This is a genomic window from Helicobacter pylori SA221C (assembly GCF_000476855.1).
Taxonomy (GTDB): Bacteria; Campylobacterota; Campylobacteria; order Campylobacterales; family Helicobacteraceae; genus Helicobacter; species Helicobacter pylori_DK.
Window position 1 is genome coordinate 30,007 of the sequence record NZ_CBPT010000013.1, and the last position, 17,151, is coordinate 47,157.

Annotated in this window: 13 protein-coding genes and 1 pseudogene; 4 read left to right on the plus strand and 10 right to left on the minus strand. The window is 36.2% G+C overall.

The features are described 5' to 3' along the window. Positions 1–30: 30 nt before the first annotated feature. Positions 31–744 (minus strand): hypothetical protein, encoded by a 714-nt coding sequence (locus QU01_RS06390; RefSeq protein WP_000725086.1) that lies wholly within the window; start codon positions 742–744, stop codon positions 31–33. 106 nt (positions 745–850) lie between these two features. After that, positions 851–2,311, minus strand: coding sequence for a threonine synthase (gene thrC / locus QU01_RS06395; protein ID WP_033762802.1), 1,461 nt, complete (start codon positions 2,309–2,311; stop codon positions 851–853). Between the two features lie 208 nt (positions 2,312–2,519). On the opposite strand from thrC, the gene tlpA reads away from it, so the two are divergent. The 3 genes from tlpA to QU01_RS06410 all read left to right on the plus strand — a co-directional run bounded on the left by tlpA (position 2,520) and on the right by QU01_RS06410 (position 6,537). Continuing rightward, a complete protein-coding gene (gene tlpA, locus QU01_RS06400) occupies positions 2,520–4,547 on the plus strand; it encodes a methyl-accepting chemotaxis protein TlpA (protein WP_033762804.1) in 2,028 nt (675 codons plus the stop codon). Beyond that, positions 4,547–5,653 (plus strand): epoxyqueuosine reductase QueH, encoded by a 1,107-nt coding sequence (locus tag QU01_RS06405; protein WP_033762805.1) that lies wholly within the window; start codon positions 4,547–4,549, stop codon positions 5,651–5,653. The genes tlpA and QU01_RS06405 overlap by 1 nt, the downstream gene beginning before the upstream one ends. A 122-nt stretch (positions 5,654–5,775) precedes the next feature. Next, positions 5,776–6,537 carry an outer membrane beta-barrel protein gene (locus QU01_RS06410; protein WP_033762806.1) on the plus strand — a complete coding sequence of 254 codons (762 nt, stop codon included), beginning with the start codon at positions 5,776–5,778 and terminating at the stop codon, positions 6,535–6,537. Here the strand turns inward: QU01_RS06410 and QU01_RS06415 are convergent. Further along, positions 6,534–7,298: a glycosyltransferase family 2 protein gene (locus tag QU01_RS06415; protein ID WP_033762807.1), complete on the minus strand. Its 765-nt coding sequence runs from the start codon at positions 7,296–7,298 to the stop codon at positions 6,534–6,536. The genes QU01_RS06410 and QU01_RS06415 overlap by 4 nt on opposite strands. A gap of 594 nt (positions 7,299–7,892) precedes the next feature. On the opposite strand from QU01_RS06415, the gene QU01_RS06420 reads away from it, so the two are divergent. Beyond that, the gene (locus QU01_RS06420; protein WP_033763363.1) at positions 7,893–8,960 is read left to right on the plus strand and encodes a tyrosine-type recombinase/integrase; all 1,068 of its coding nucleotides are present in this window, start codon (positions 7,893–7,895) and stop codon (positions 8,958–8,960) included. 90 nt (positions 8,961–9,050) lie between these two features. Here the strand turns inward: QU01_RS06420 and QU01_RS06425 are convergent. From QU01_RS06425 to QU01_RS08315, 7 genes and pseudogenes are all read right to left on the minus strand, one after another. After that, positions 9,051–10,314 (minus strand): annotated as a pseudogene (locus QU01_RS06425) (type IV secretion system protein). A gap of 1 nt (position 10,315) precedes the next feature. Next, positions 10,316–10,594, minus strand: a complete 279-nt coding sequence (locus QU01_RS06430) for a hypothetical protein (RefSeq protein WP_000477189.1) — start codon at positions 10,592–10,594, stop codon at positions 10,316–10,318. 51 nt (positions 10,595–10,645) lie between these two features. Continuing rightward, a complete protein-coding gene (locus tag QU01_RS06435) occupies positions 10,646–12,046 on the minus strand; it encodes a hypothetical protein (RefSeq protein ID WP_033763365.1) in 1,401 nt (466 codons plus the stop codon). Between the two features lie 3 nt (positions 12,047–12,049). Continuing rightward, positions 12,050–14,269: a hypothetical protein gene (locus tag QU01_RS06440; protein WP_033763366.1), complete on the minus strand. Its 2,220-nt coding sequence runs from the start codon at positions 14,267–14,269 to the stop codon at positions 12,050–12,052. A gap of 133 nt (positions 14,270–14,402) precedes the next feature. Then, positions 14,403–15,800, minus strand: a complete 1,398-nt coding sequence (locus QU01_RS06445; protein WP_033763367.1) for a hypothetical protein — start codon at positions 15,798–15,800, stop codon at positions 14,403–14,405. A gap of 6 nt (positions 15,801–15,806) precedes the next feature. Next, entirely contained in the window at positions 15,807–16,823 is a 1,017-nt protein-coding gene (locus tag QU01_RS06450) for an ArdC-like ssDNA-binding domain-containing protein (protein ID WP_033763368.1), read from the minus strand. After that, on the minus strand, positions 16,816–16,962 hold the full coding sequence (locus QU01_RS08315) for a hypothetical protein (RefSeq protein WP_195742662.1): 147 nt from the start codon (positions 16,960–16,962) through the stop codon (positions 16,816–16,818). The genes QU01_RS06450 and QU01_RS08315 overlap by 8 nt, the downstream gene beginning before the upstream one ends. Positions 16,963–17,151: the final 189 nt, after the last annotated feature.

The window sequence follows — 17,151 nt, forward strand, 5'->3', positions numbered from 1 at the left end:
ACCCCCAAAGGCTTTTATGACAGAGAGCGATTAAGCCTTAGAAATATCAATTTTAAAGGTGTGGATTTCATCTTCTAAAAAGACTTTAACCACCACCACGCCCGGGGTTTTAAGGTTTTTGGTATCCACCACCACAAACCCTCCTCTAGCCTTACCTTCAACGTTAAGGGTGTTGTTTTTAAGATAATTGATCGCTAAGATTTTTAAAGCCTGGCGGCTTTCTTGCATGACCTCTTGCTCTTCTACATCATCCATCATCATCATGCCAAAGCCCGGCCCATACATGCCCATTCCCCCATACATCATGCCGTTATAAGCTAAAAAACTCCCTTGCCCATAATAAAACATAGGCGGGGTGATCATATTGATATTATCAATAGGGGCGGTCGGCACGCTGATATTAAAGCTTTGTAAAATGCCTTCAAAATCAAAACTGGATTTCATCACCTGTCTCAAGCTTAAGACCGGTAAATTCGTTTGGTTGATAGACACTGAAATGGCTTTACGGCTAAACACCACAGGATTTCCCTCTATAACTTGCGCCGCTACATACAGCACTAAGGGGGATTCATTCAAACCTTTCAATTTGCTTTGAGCGATTTCTAGCTGGACTTTAGACTTGGCTTGCGTGGAGGTCATCACTTGAATCCCATTATTATAGGAAGTAACATGTTCAGGCGTGATCTTATAGCTCGCACAACCACTTATCAGTAAGGCTATCGCTACTAAAACGATTTTTTTCATTAAAACCCCTTTCATTCAAAGTTTAATCTTCGTTTAGAATTTCCTTATTATAGTGTAGTTTGACTTAAAATTAAGATTTTATTAGGAATAAGGGCTTAAAAAAGATTTAATGTAGGCTTTCTAACCACAAAAGAATAGAAGATTTGATCTCATTGAGTTTTAAAACTTCTTGGTGCTTGATCCCTCTTTCAAACAAATCATCAAGGCGTTGGCTATCTGGGGTATTGTAGCTGTTTTTAAGCGTTTCTAGGGCGGCTTTATCGTTATCGTTTTTCTTTTGCTCGTTTAGGGCTAAAAGGGTGGTTTTAGGGAATTTTTCATAAGAGGCGGTGGCGGAAACAAGGGTTTTTTCGTGGGTTTTCAAGCTGGCGTTTAAAGCGGTGGCGGTGTGAGGGTCAATCAGGTATTGGTGCTCTGCATAAACTTCTTGGATTGTTTTCAAACAGGCTTCATCTGAGCAGCTCGCGCAAGAAAAATGCTCCTGTAAAAGGGCTAATTCTTTAGGCTTTAAGGCATAAAATTTCTCTTCTTCTAAAGCTTGCATCAATTCTAGCGTGCGTTCAAACCCATAAAGGCTAAAAAGCACCCTTTCCACATTAGAGCTTTTTAAAATATCCATAGCCGGCGAGAAAGTTTGCTTTAAAGAGCGATGAGTTAAATCGTAACGCCCTGTCTCTATAAACTCCCTTAAAACATCATTGCTGTTGGTTACGACCTTGATTTTAGCGATATTCAAGCCCATTTTTTTGGCATAAAACGCCCCTAAAGCGTTCCCAAAATTACCGCTAGGTATGGCTAGGGTGATTTTTTCTTTAGAATTGATCGCGCCTTTTTTATACAATTCCAAAAAGCCCCAAATATGATAGACGATTTGAAAAGCGATGCGCCCAAAATTCACGGAATTAGCCACGCTTAATTTCAATTGGCGCATCTTTAGGGCTTCGTTAAAATCGTCGTCTTTTAAAAGGTTTTTGAGCGCGTTTTGCGCATCATCAAAATCCCCACTCACCCCAAAGACCTTTAAATTGCTAGCGCTTTGGGTAACCATTTGGAGTTTTTGGACTAAACTCGTGCCGTCTTTGGGGTATAAACACACCACAAAAACATTAGGCATGCCCGCCAAACTTTCTAAAGTCGCAGGGCCGGTATCCCCGCTTGTGGAAACGAGCATTAAATACTTTTCATTTTTTCCTACCGCTAGATTAGAAAACAAGCTCGCTAAAGGTTGCAACGCCATGTCTTTAAACGCCAAACTAGGCCCATGGTAGAGCTCTTGGACAAAAAGCCTTTCATTGAGCGCAAAAATAGGGGCTGGATTTTTAGGGTTATCAAAATTTTCATAGCGTTTTAAAGCGTCTGTCAATAAACCCTTAGGAATCTCTAAACCCAACCGCTCAAACACGCATTCCACTAGCTCGTTATAGCTCAGATTCAAACAATCTTGCCATTGTAATGTTTCAAAATGCTCTAAAGTGTAAAGCCCACCTTTTGGGGCGTTGGGGTTTAATACCGCTTCAATAAAATCAATCTTTTTTTCTTTCAAAGAACGCGTGGGGACAAAAGGCATAATGATTCCTTTTTATATTTGGATAATTTCAAGTCGTAGCATACCCTAAAAGAGCGAATGTAACCTTAAACGATTTTTTAACGAGAATGATTGATCGTTTTTTTAATTTAGTATTTAGTTTAATTTTGGATTTATGCTTATAATACTATAATGCGGTTTAAAATTTTGCCGCAAATGGGCAAAAAATTCATCATAGTAAGGTTGTGTTTTGTCTAAAGGTTTGAGTATCGGTAATAAAATCATATTGTGCGTGGCGTTGATTGTGATCGTGTGCGTGAGCATTTTAGGGGTGTCCTTAAACAGCAGGGTGAAAGAGATTTTAAAAGAAAGCACTCTGCATTCTATGCAAGATAGTTTGCATTTTAAGGTTAAGGAAGTGCAAGGGGTTTTGGAAAACACTTATACGAGCATGGGCATTGTCAAAGAAATGCTCCCTAAAGACACCAAAAGAGAAATCAAAATCCACTTGTTAAAAAACTTCATTTTAGCCAATTCGCATGTCGCTGGGGTGAGCATGTTTTTTAAAGACAGAGAAGACTTAAGATTAACGCTTTTAAGGGATAACGATACGATTAAGCTAGTAGAAAATCCGTCATTAGGGAATAGCCCTTTAGTGCAAAAAGCGATGAAAAATAGAGAAATTTCTAAAAGCTTGCCTTATTATAGGAAAATGCCTAATGGGGCGGAAGTTTATGGGGTTGATATTCTTTTGCCTTTATTGAATGAAAACGCTCAAGAGGTTGTAGGGGCTTTGATGGTTTTTATTTCCATTGACAGCTTCAGTAATGAAATCACTAAAAACAGGAGCGATTTATTTTTAATTGGCGTTAAAGGTAAAGTGCTTTTGAGCGCGAATAAGAGTTTGCAAGACAAACCTATCGCAGAAATTTATAAGAGCGTGCCTAAAGCCACCAACGAAGTGCTGGCAATTTTAGAAAACGGCTCTAAAGCGACTTTAGAATACTTAGATCCCTTTAGCCATAAGGAAAATTTTTTAGCCGTTGAAACCTTTAAAATGCTAGGCAAAACAGAAAGTAAAGACAATCTTAATTGGATGATCGCTTTAATCATTGAAAAAGACAAGGTCTATGAGCAAGTAGGATCGGTGCGTTTTGTGGTGATTGTAGCGAGCGCTATCATGGTGTTAGCCTTGATTATAGCGATCACTCTCTTAATGCGAGCGATCGTGAGCAGTCGTTTGGAAGCCGTTTCTAGCACCTTGTCTCATTTCTTTAAATTATTGAACAATCAAGCCAATTCCAGCGGTATTAAATTGGTTGAAGCGAAGTCTAACGATGAATTAGGGCGCATGCAAACAGCGATCAATAAAAATATCTTGCAAACCCAAAAAATCATGCAAGAAGACAGGCAAGCCGTCCAAGACACCATTAAAGTGGTTTCAGATGTGAAAGCAGGGAATTTTGCGGTGCGCATCACGGCTGAACCCGCAAGCCCTGATTTGAAAGAATTGAGGGACGCACTAAACGGAATCATGGATTATTTGCAAGAAAGCGTAGGGACTCACATGCCAAGCATTTTCAAAATCTTTGAAAGCTATTCTGGTTTGGACTTTAGAGGCCGGATCCAAAACGCTTCGGGTAGGGTGGAATTGGTTACCAACGCTTTAGGGCAAGAAATCCAAAAAATGCTAGAAACTTCGTCTAATTTTGCCAAAGATTTAGCGAACGATAGCGCGAATTTAAAAGAATGCGTGCAAAATTTAGAAAAGGCTTCAAACTCCCAACACAAAAGCTTGATGGAAACTTCTAAAACGATAGAAAATATCACCACTTCCATTCAAGGCGTGAGCTCTCAAAGTGAAGCCATGATTGAACAAGGGCAAGACATTAAAAGCATTGTAGAAATCATTAGAGACATCGCTGATCAAACGAATTTATTAGCCTTAAACGCCGCTATTGAAGCCGCAAGAGCGGGCGAGCATGGCAGAGGCTTTGCGGTGGTGGCTGATGAAGTGAGAAAGCTCGCTGAAAGGACGCAAAAATCGCTCAGCGAAATTGAAGCCAATATCAATATTTTAGTTCAAAGCATTTCAGACACGAGCGAAAGCATTAAAAACCAGGTTAAAGAAGTAGAAGAAATCAACGCTTCTATTGAAGCCTTAAGATCGGTTACTGAGGGCAATCTAAAAATCGCTAGCGATTCTTTAGAAATCAGTCAAGAAATTGACAAAGTCTCTAACGATATTTTAGAAGATGTGAATAAAAAGCAGTTTTAATGCTCATTCATATTTGCTGCTCAGTGGATAATCTTTATTTTTTAAAAAAGGCCAAAGAGGCTTTTGTGGGTGAAAAAATTGTAGGGTTTTTTTATAACCCCAATATCCACCCTTATAGCGAATACTTGTTGCGTTTAGAAGACGTGAAACGCACTTGTGAGATGCTAGGAATTGAATTGCTTGAGGGCGATTATGAATTAGAAAAATTTTTAGACAAAGCTAAGGGTAAGGAATTGTTAGGGGAAAAAAGCGAACGCTGTTTTGAGTGCTTTGATTTGCGCTTAGAAGCGAGCGCTTTAAAAGCCTTTGAATTAGGGGAAGAAAAATTCACCACCACCTTACTCACAAGCCCTAAAAAAGACCCTAACCAGCTCATCGCTAAGGGACAACACATCGCACAAAGGCACCATTTGGAATTTGTTGTGTTTAGAAACGATAATTTTGAACATTTCAAAAGCGAGTTGGATTTAAACTTGCAAGCTTTGGCGAGAGAAAACGAGCTTTATCGGCAAAATTATTGCGGTTGCCAATTCGCTTTAAAAATCCAAAAAGAATCCCAAAATAGAAGCCCCTTTGAGCTTTATTCGCCTTTAAAACGCCAGATTTTACCCGCAAGCATTGAAGAAAGAACGCAAGTTTTTAGAACATTAGAAGCAGCTAAAAAGGACGCTAATAAGCCTTTTTTAGCCCAAAAAACGATCGCAACTTACCGCTTATTGAATGGGGGCGTGTGGCTTTCTAAAAATTCAAACCCCTTGAATTGTTGCATTCTAGCGCGCTCTAAAAGTAAGGCTAGAGTTAGGATCAACGATTTAAGGTGGGTTTTTTCTCAGCGTTTAAGCGCTCTAGTGGGTTATAGCCAAAGAGATGAAACCTTGTTTTTAACTTTAGAAGGCCTTAATACCCTTATGGCGAAAAACTACGATAATTTAAAAGAGTTAAACCTTAACCCCTTAAATTATGAAGAAGAGTTGTCTTTAAGGGCGTTAGTGAGCGGGAGCGAGAGTATTAACCCTATTATCGTGCTAGAAGAACGCACAGAAAAAACCCTTTTTGTAGAAATTAAAAGCATTTTTCAAGAAGAAAAGGTGTTTTATTTGCTCTAAGCTAAATTTTAAAATATAGCGTTGCGTGTAAGTGGGGGTCATACTCAGTCAAAACATGCAAGTAATTTAAAGTCAATTTAAGATAATTAGGCACAATAGCCGTAAAAAGTTTAAGGCTGTATTTGAAAACTCTATTTAGTATTTATCTCTTTTTGTCGTTGAACCCACTCTTTTTAGAAGCTAATGAAATCACTTGGTCTAAATTCTTAGAAAACTTTAAAAACAAGAATGATGACGACAAACCTAAACCCCTAATTGTTGATAAAAACAATGAAAAACAGAAAATCCTAGACAAAAACCAGCAAATCTTAAAAAGGGCTTTAGAAAAAAGCCTTAAATTCTTTTTCATTTTTGGATACAACTATTCGCAAGCCACTTTTTCAACTTCTAATCAAAGCTTGACTTTTGTAGCTAATAGCATAGGGTTTAACACCGCTACGGGCTTAGAGCATTTTTTAAGAAACCACCCTAAAGTCGGTTTTAGAATCTTTAGCGTCTATAACTATTTCCATTCCGTTTCCCTCTCTCAGCCTCAAACCTTAATGGTGCAAAATTATGGGGGCGCGTTAGATTTTTCTTGGATTTTTGTAGATAAAAATATTTATCGTTTTAGGAGTTATTTAGGGATCGCTTTAGAACAAGGGGTGCTATTGGTGGATACGATTAAACCAGGTGCTATCACAACGATTATCCCAAGAACCAAAAAAACCTTTTTTCAAGCCCCTTTGCGTTTTGGTTTTATCGTGGATTTTATCGGCTATTTGTCCCTGCAATTAGGGATTGAAATGCCCTTAGTGAGGAATGTTTTTTACACCTACAATAACCATCAAGAAAGATTCAAACCACGATTTAACGCTAATCTTTCTTTAATCGTTTCGTTTTAGCCCCCTTTTCCCCTTTTAAATAAGCCCATGATTTTCCTAGGGTATTTTAAAAGCATGGAAAAAACATTCGCTCTAATGCCGTTTTCTTTACATGCTCTTATGTTTTCTTTATTCCTTAATAAAAGGCTTTTAAACCCGCTCGCGCTAACCCCACCGGTGCGCATGATAACTAACACTTCTTTCAAATAAGAAAAGCTTATTTTTTGCACCACAAACAAGCGGATGATCATCTCAAAATCCGCTGAAATCTTATAATCGGTTTTGTATAAGCCGTAGCGTTCATGAATGGCTTTTTTGACAAAAAGCGTGGGGTGCGCTGGCACCACGCCATAAAGCAAGGTTTTAGGGCTAAACTCTCCGCTTTCATAATAGCGCACCACTTTTTCTAAACAATCAGGTTTGACAAACACCAGATCTGCATACACGCTATCGCAATTTTTGTTTTCAAACTCATGCACCACTTTTTCTATTACAAACTCATCTTTGTAAAAATCATCGCTATTCAATAAAGCGATAATATCCCCACTCGCACGCCTTATGCCCTTATTCATAGCGTCATAAATGCCCTCATCTTTTTCACTCACCACGCAAGCGATTTTATCCTTATATTTTTGAATGATTTCTAAAGTGCTATCCGTGCTAGCCCCATCTATAATGATGTATTCAATGTTTTTATAAGTTTGATGAAGCACGGAAAGAATGGTGTCTTCAATGGTTTTTTCGCTATTAAAACACGCTGTGATCACAGAAACTTTTAACAATCCAACCCCTTTTTGATAAACTCCCCCCTGATTTTTAGAGTAAGAATATACAGAATCTTGATAGTTATTTTACATAATCTTTGACATTAAAATAAGGTGGGATTGTGATTCACCAAAACATCACCGCAACAAGAATTTATCCTTATTATACTGCAAAGCTAGAGGGTCTGGACGCAAATCTAATTGTTCTGGCAAGAATGAGATTTTTAAGTTAAATCTAATCTACAAGATGATTACTCTGTTATTGTACCAAAAATCTACAAAACTAACCTTAAAGAATGTTTTATTTTTTATTAAAGCTCACATTCTTTTTTCTATTCTTCCCTCTTTTTTCTTTTTTTTGAAAGCACTAATACATGATCTAATGTTACTTACTAAAAACAAAAACTTCTTTCCCTTTATTACAATATAATTATGCGGAAAATTTTTTCCGCTTTCTGTTTAATTATCGTATTCATGGGAGCTCAAAAGCTTAAAATAATCTTAAATTTTTAGGCTATTAACGGCATTTTACTTCGTTATTGTTGCAAAAAAAGTCTCATTCTTAACCCTACAAAATGATTTTTATTGATTAAAAATAATTAAGGGAGAAAGATGAGTGATTGTAAAATGAATAGGGTTAGTAGGGAATTGTTTGATAATATCAAGTCATTTTTACACTATAAGCTTAAAACAATGATACGCATTCAAAGCGTGAATGATTTACAATTGGTCTTAAAATGGCAGGATAGAGTTTTAGAGTGCCAAAGTCTTATCGCATTGAAAAAACTCAATCGCAAGCTTTATAATCAAGGTATTAGGCATACGATTATGATGCAAGGCTTGTTTTTGTTCTTTGAATATTTTGATAATAGGATTAAGCTCAAATCCTTGCACAATCTGGCAGAAGAACAGGTTATAGACTTCTTATTTGGATTAGCCAAAAACAGGAAGCCAAGCTCTATGGCTAAATATGTGATGGTTTTAAGACAATTCTTTGATTATTTAGACAAGAAAAGAAACTATAGCTTTGATTTTGAACTTAAAAATCTATCGTTTGCCAAGAAAGAAACGCATTTGCCTAAACATTTGAATAAAAATGATTTTAAGGCTTTTATCCAAGCTCTTCTAAAATACCATCCCAAAACCAGTTTTGAAAAACGCAATCAGTGTATTTTACTGCTTATCGTATTAGGGGGGTTAAGGAAGTTTGAAGCCTTAGATTTGGAGCTAAAAAACATTGCTTTAGAAAATAACCACTACCGCCTTTTAATCAAAGGTAAAAACAGCAAAGAAAGACACGCTTATATTGAAAAAGAGTTTTTGCAAGTTCCTTTGAATGCGTGGCTAAGCGATATTAAACGATTAAAGAGTTTTAAGGGGCGTTTTGTGTTTAAGAAAGCAAAAAATAACACCACACAAAAAACTTGCTCTTTAAAGGGTTTTATCGCTAAAATTTTTAAACTCTCTAATATTGATGTAAAATCTTATGGATTAGGTTTGCATCTTTTTAGGCATAGTTTTGCCACTTTTATTTATGATGAAACACAGGATTTGGTTTTAACTTCAAGAGCGTTAGGGCATAGTTCTTTGCTTTCTACTAAAATCTATATCCATACCACTCAAGAACACAATAAAAAAGTGGCTCTTGTGTTAAAAGGATTGTTAAAAAATCATTTTTGAAATGTTGTAAATCTTGCATGATTTCTCTTAAGGTTTTTTGAAAAATTATCACTAAAAATAATTTTCAAAAATTGCCCTAAAAAGCTTTTGTCATTTGCTAGCTCTATGAGACTTGGGAAGTTCAATTGTCTCCACACCCACTCTAACACCAGGATGTCCTGGCATGTCTCTCATGTTAGCCGTAGTGCTGTTTATCGTAGATTTTGCGTCTTTATAAGCTTCTAGCGTTCTACCAAATGCTGAACGACCCGCACTCTTAAAACTTCCAGCTATGGCTCCAGCTCCAGCGCTAGCCATTTGCACACCTTGATATATGAAGCTTTTAGCATCCGTTAGACCACCTTGTGTGCCAAAGATAGCGTTAATCATTTCGGGGACTTTTTGAATGAATGTCAGTGAAATTCCTATTACTACAATAATGCCAAATTTAGCCACTATTTCATTGCTTCCTCCCACTTTGATTGCGTATTGTAATGCAAAAGAGTTGAATAACACTAATAGCAACAACAAAGGCATGTAAAAAGTTAATGAAATAATTTTTTTCACATAAGACACTAAAAAACCTCTAGTCTGCTGAAAAAACCCTAGCGGTAGCATGAAAATAACCAAAGACAAGTAAATAATTTTTTCTAAATAAGTCATAAAAACATAACAGAAAACTTTGAATAACAAAAACAATTCTAATCCTAAAATAACCAATAATAAAATAGCTGCAATAAGAGTTTTTAGTGATAGCCCATTATTAATTGTGAAGTTTTCATATAGCTTATTCAGACCACTTAAAATTTGTCTGACATGGAATGAAATGTTAGCGTTAGTGATGCTGTGGCGTGCGTCTATCTTCTTATATTCTCCTGCACTATTTGTTTGATATTCCTTAACCACATTAGAAATCCCAGCATTTAGCAAGTTAGCAGGCGTGTCAAAAATTTCTGTTACATGATTTTGAAAGGCAAAACTAGAGCGACCATTACCGCTACTAGAACCATCAGATTTAAAAGCGTAATGATACAAAGAAAGATATCCAACAAATACAAAAAGCATCAAAAAGGTTTTGATTTCAAATAAATCATTGTTTTGATAGCGCTTGAAGGAGTATAAAAGGATCAAAAGCACTCCTAAGACCATACCAAAAGGTTGGATAACATTGGCCAAAGGCTCGCCAATTCCCTTTAGGATCTTGCTTGGAAAACGAAATAAAAAACCCAAGAATTTCACTATAAAGCCCATCTGCTTGCACAACTAAAGAATCTTGCTTATTGGAATACAAGTAAGCACCCACTCCTATGACAGCTAAAGCACCAAGCACTAAATGGTTAGAAAGAAAGGGTAGAGCAAGTAGTGGAGCAGCCATGTTATTTAATCTCTAACATTCTTCTATTTCTTTCACCAGCGGCTATTCTCATAGCAGCCGAGCAATCCACTTTATCGCCTCCTTTTTCAAAGCATTCACTATCCTTTTTCAAGGCTTCTTCTACATGGTTTTTATAATATTCTTCCCTTTCTTTCACTTGTGATAGATAATGATCATGTTGCAAATCTTCTATTTTGTATTTTATGACATCCCAAAAAACCACCACTAAAATCCCTAAAATCCCTAACAAAATCCATGAATTTAATCTGCTTTTAAACACACAAAATCCTTTTTAAAATATTTGACTAATTTTAACACAATAACCTTTATTTCAATACGGATTAAACGACTGAATATTATCAGAGCTTGGAGCTTCATTATTGCTATTTGAATTCATGCCACTTGCCTTTCCTACACTACCATTAGGGAAACCATAAGCGTCCAATTTAGCCCTATAGACTTTTTCTATTTCTTGTTGTTTTTGTTTAAGATTTTCTTGATGCTCTTTGTCATCTTTTAGAGCGTCAGTAGGAATAATATCTTCAAAATAGCCCATTTGTTGCTTGAATGCATAGCTTTGCATTTGCGCCATTAAACCTAGCGTCTTATTCATAAAACTTAAATTTTGAGCGATTTCTAAAGCAGTTTCTACGCTTAATTGCTGGAATCGGTGTTTGTAGTCATTGAACACTTTAGCGGCTGCTTCACCTTTTTTACCAGCAATATCCCTACTATAATCTAAATTAAGCTCATCAAATTGCACTTTTAAGCGATTAACATTGAGCATGTTAGGGATGCACTCGCTTTTGCCATTTCTGTTTTCTTTCTTGCAATAACCTTTTTTAACATTCTCATCGTTAAACCCAAAAGTTTTAACGCCTAACTCATTGTCCATTTGACTAAACGCTCTATCTTGGGAAGCTACAGCAAGCTGTTTGACTTTAGCATACACATTTGAAGCGATTTGTCTTTTTAATTCTTCTTTTTCAGCTCTAAGTTTTTCATAAGCCGTATAGTCGTTATTGAGTAGAGCTAAAGTCATTTGGCTGTCTAATAATTGGATTTTTTTAGCCACTTCTAAATTGCCTTTTTGAATGCAAATATATTCTAATAAGGCTCTACCTTTAAGTCCGGCTCCTAAATCGGTCGCCGTGTTGATTTGAGTGTTGCCTATGGCGTTAGCAAAATCCTTTAGAGCCTTTGTGTTAGCGCTTTCTTTCCCCTTGCTCGTGAAAAATTGGTGTAAGTTTTTCTCTGTAGGGCTCGCGTCCTGACTGACATCCCAATTGAGTTCAGGGCATTTTTCAGAGATGCGTTTGGCTGCAATTTGATTGCGTATATCATAGTTTTGTGCATTTTCTTTGATCCTTTCAGTATTGGCTTGAACTTGTTTGGCAAAACTTTGGATTTTTTCTACATACTGCATGGGATTGGGGATGCTTAAAATACTGCCTGTTAGAAATTGATTGGTTTTATTTAAAACATCATTCGCTTTGTTGATGGAATTAAGCGTCTGATTAGCCCTATCTAATGTGTCTTGAGCGAGCTTGATCCTTTCAGTGATAGTGGCTAAATGTTTAGCCCACTTGCTTTCATCCCATGCTCTTTTAGCACCATTCCAAGCGTTCTGCGTAGGGTTATCCACAATCATAGCCACAGCGTTTAAGTGGTTTAAAGCAACCGCCAATAACAGAATAAAGGATTTTTTTAAAAAAATCTTTAACGCTTTCATGCCTTATCCTTGAAAAGGCCTATAAATCAGTCTTTGAGCGCAAGAAATTTTATTATCATGCCAATGATACCAATTCTTACCAATTTTTGTGTTTTCACTCCAAATGTTATATTGAGAGCAAAAGCCTTCATTCTGATTAAGGTAGTAATTAGACCAATCAATATAGCCTTGCGATTGCTTAAGTTCATTATCCTTGTAATAGCCTTGATAAATTTCTACATACTTCAAATAATCATTACTCAAATGCAATTCGTTTTTCAAAACGCTTTGAGTCCTGTTGATGGTGGTTTGAGTGGTGATAAGATTATAGGTTGTGGGGATTTCATTATCTTGGGCTGGGCGTAAATAAGGTTGAGTGGTTTGAGTGGTAGTGGTTTTGTAAGTGGCGTTCCAATCGGTGATACTAGGATCAGTATGGAAATATTGCGGTTGGCAACGATTGACTCCATAAGGTTTTTGGCATTGCTCTCTCTCATCATAATTTTTTCTTTCTATCCTAAAATAATGGCTTATAGTAATATCGCTTAAGACTTTAGAGCTGGACACGCCCATCACATAAGGACTAACAACCGCACCACTTTTAATCCCTGCTTCAAAATTGCAAGGCGTAACTTCTACCCATTCGCCATTAAGCTTGTTATAGCTTTTTAACATTGTCGGTCTTTTGGCTTCTAATTTAGCGTCATTGTATTCCCATTGACCGCATGCAAATTCTTGATATTGTGAGCTTAATTGGGTAGCAATCCCACGATTTAAAATCTGTTGTTTGTTAGGATTGTTAGGATCATTGTAATACTGATCTATTATGGGCGTTAAGGTTTGGGTTTTATCATTTTTTTCATACCTGACAATCCTGTCTTGCACCCTTGCATAATCGCTGCAAGGCACAGCGACATGGATTAGATTATCCATCCCACGAAACACGATTTCAGTTTGGAAGGTTTGAGTTTTCCCCATACCATAACCTTTATCGCTCGTGGTTTGTAAGGCGCATTTGCTGTCATCTTTGTAAAGTTGCATGGCGTATTGAGCGCCTTGTAAATCCACACAACCACCGATATTTTGCGTTTTATTTTCCCTATCTACATAGTAGTATTGCGTTTGCTTGATAGCTTTACCGGCTTCAAAATCGTATCTATAAGCGCATTTAGTGTCATCTCTCAAAGCGTTCATAGAAATACAAGAGCCATCTTTAGCGATAACATCTAGTTTCATCGTGTTGTTAGGGCTCAATTTAGGCACTTTACAATACTGGCTGGAGTAATTGTTTTCTTGCGAGTTAGGGTTAGTGGCGCTATTAGAACTACTGCCATTAGTTGGGCTAGTGGTGTTAGTGGGATTATTGGAATTGTTTGTGTCTCCATTACCAAAAGGAATAGGGAAAAACCCCCCATTCCCTAAACTTCCACCACTTGAGCTATTATTATTAAGATTGTCATACCCTCCTGTGTTATTGTTAGTAGAGCCATGGTTAGTGAAATTATTCTCATAACCCCCTACAGATCCACCGCTTGAAGAGTTAGAGCCATTCACCCCATCCACCCCTAACACGCCATCTGTATCAATACCACTGCCTATTGCATTATTATTTGAATTATTTCTATTATTTCCATTTGCACCATTACTCCCATTTATCCCATCGTTGCCATTTATCCCATAGCCATTACTCCCATTTGCACCATCTTTACCATTGATAGCGTTATTGTTAGGGCTATTAGGATTGTTATCGTAAGCGGAACTATCAGAGCCATTACTAAAAGGCGTGTTAGCATACATAGGGTCATTGGTAGCGTTGGTTTGAGCGGTGTTTTCTAGCTTTTGGTATTCTTCTTTGCTAATACCTAAAATCTTAGCCACTTCTTCAGCGTTCTCGCCTTTTAAAACAAGGATGGTGGATTTTTTAATCTTGGCGTTAGGAGGTATTTTTAAACTGGTTTTAGCGCTGCTAGTCAAAGGAAACGATTGATTGTCTCTTAAAAGACTGGTGATTTCTATATCTATGCTGTTAGTTGCATTGTTTCTAAAATAAAACCCATGAGCTTCCACTTTAAACACCCTCTTGCCTAACACCACTTTGCTTTCCATCGCTCCATTAGGCAAATTAGCGTCAATTTCTTTAGTGGTGATAACACTCAAAGCATAAGCTGGACTAAGTAAACCTAATAAAAACGCTCCTAGAATAAAGCAGAAAAATAAAAAATGGTTATGTGGATAAGTTTTCATTTGTTTTTGCTCCTTTATTTTAATTCTGCTAAAATCTTTAATCACTTGACTACTCGCATCATCAATCGTAAATCACGCCATTTGACATTGTTTAAAAAAGATTTTGTTGGGGGATTTTTGTGTTGATTTTTCATTAACGCTCCATTCCAATATCTTTGGATTTAGTTTTTTTTGAATACAAATAAGCGCTACGCTCACTAGCATTACCGGTAGCGACTTTATAGGGAGTTTTGTTGTTGTAAGCTTGTGCGCTAAATTTTTTGCCAACATAATTGCCATTAGCGTCCATTTGATTTTCAAACATGTCCGCTACAAGCTTGTTGTAATCGGTATTTGAAGTTAGATCCGAATTTGAAAGCGAATGATCTTGATTAGAGTTATTAGTTTTATTGTTAGGCTCTTTTACATTATTTTGTCCTACATTATTTTGAGTGGTGCTATTTTCATTAAAATGAGATAATTTAGAATTATTTTGTGTTAATTCTTCGCTCATAGAGGCGTTTTCTTTGCTCGCTTCTTTGCTTCCAAACTCCCATGATTTGAAAGTTCTTGCGTCTATTTCATTGTTTTCTAAAGCGGTGTTTAAAGCTTGTTCTTCGTTTGCGTTTAAAGGCTGTAGTATTTCTTTTTCTTTTTTAGGTATTTTAAGTTTTTCAGCAATATTTTCATTAAGAATACCCAATGAATGATTATAAGTTCTAACTAAAAAGCTTTCTGTTTTATTGATGGGCAAGTGTGCGACATTTTTTCTAATGGCATACTCAGTGGTCTTATTGATATTTTTATTGTGCAAAACCGCTTCTATTAGGCATTCTTGTAAAAATTCCTTATGACTAGGCCTTAGATTGCTTTTTTTGTTGTTGATTATCAATAAAAGCACTTGCATTTCTTCATTAGTCATGCCGTTTTTAGCTCTGTCTTTTAGAAATTTTTTAAATTCCTTATCGCTAAATCGCTTGTTAGAGCCTTTTTCTTTTTCATTAAAATGATTTTTAGCTTCTTCAATGCGACTTTTTAAAACACTAACGCCTAAAGAGTGGTTAAAACCCAGTGTTTCTTTTGGTTCTTTTTCCTTGCTTTCCAGTTCTTCTTCTTTTGAAGTTTCTTTTTTGTCAAGGGGAACAAGTTTGCCGTTTTCCTTATTATTTTCATTGTTTTGCAATCCGCTTTCTCTTTTTTGATCTCTAATAGGAGCAATCTCTTGTTTTTCTAAATTCTCTAAAGAGTCAGTGAATGCGTTTAATAATTCGCTTGAGTTTTCATCATTGTCAAGGCTGGGATCATAATCTCTATTGGTTTGATAAAATTCTAGTTGCTCTTTAAAAGAGAGGCTGTTTAACTCTTGCATGAATTCTTTGACTAACTCGTTATCTTGGGCTTTTATCATCTCATTTTTATCCTTAGCGAAAGCCAAATCTTTTATAAAGGCTTTCATCATGTCTTTAGATTTATCATTAGAACCAAACATCTCATACCAATACAGAAAAATGCTTTTAAGGTCTTTTAAGTTTTTTCTTGCTTTATCTATCATGATGAGTTACCTTTCAATACCGCTAGAAGCTTTATTTTTCTTTTGATAATAGCTTTGAGATTGAGAGCGCGTTTGGGTTTGTTGCTTTGTTTCATTTGCTAATTGATTGTATTTTTCATTTTTAAGCAGAGTGTAGCTACGCATCCTTTCTAGCAAAGCTTCATTCCTATTATCTAGAGACAAATCTTTATGCAAGTCTTCGTAAATAATGTTTGTCTTGTCTCTTTTTTCTTGCGAATAATCTTTTTGATGGAAGAGCCTAGTCTTATAGGCATAGTTTGAGAGCTTGTCCAAGTTTAAAGGTTTGATTTTTTCCTTGTTAATGCTTGGAAACATTTCTACATTATAAACAAACTTGAATTGCACTTGGGGTTCAATATCTCTGTAAGCAGGTTTGAACACCTTTTGACCATTTTCAATGACAGGAAACTGCTTGTGTTTAGGTTTTTTAGTGTTTTTATCAATCACTAATTCGCCATTATTATCCACTAAAGGCACAAGCTCTTTGTTTTTGATAAACATTAAACGAACAGGCGAGATTTCTTTATTTTGAGTGGCTTTAAAAATCGCATCTCTTTCTTCTTTGCTCGCTCCAAGCATTTTAGCTTCCTTTAAACTCACCCATGCATTACTTTTAAACCCCAAGCGGTTCTTTTCCATATCTAAAAGCATGTCGTTAAGATTGCAATAAGGTTCGCCGTTTAAAGCGTTATGTCCTCTTTCTTTGTTAACCACTATTTCAGGCTTGTCCCAAAAAGGCGAGTTTTTTTCTTTCAAACCTTGAATAATCCTTGTTTTAAGATAATTGATTTGACCGGATTTAGCTCTAAGTAAAGCTTCTTTGCTTTCTGAATTATCTGGTTGATTGGGTGTTTTTTGCACCTTATCTTCTTCTGAATTGTGTGAATAGTTTGAATTTTGTGGTGGCTCTTGCTTAAGCCCTCCCCTTTCTAATAAGATGTTTTGCAAATAATCAATCATGCCATTGATTTGTGCATCGCTTAAGTTGTTAAGATTATTCATCTTCTTTTCCTTGTGGGTTTGATTTTGCAAAATCTCTTTGAGCGATGTATTCTTCGTGTTGGGTTTCTATGCTCAATTCATCGCAAAACCCAGCTTCATAGAAGGCGTCTTGTTTTAATGTGTTTTCATTTTCTTGCATAATAGCTCCTTAAAAATATTGATGAGAAAAAACTTGCCATAAGTAAGGTAAATGAAAAAAGGCACATGGATTTTAAAAAATGCTCTAATTTTGAAAAAAATGTGCGTTTCTTTATTTCTCAAATTTGGTTTTACTTATAAAAACCTACTCTAAAGGACTACACATGCAAAAAAAGAAACCCAAAAACCC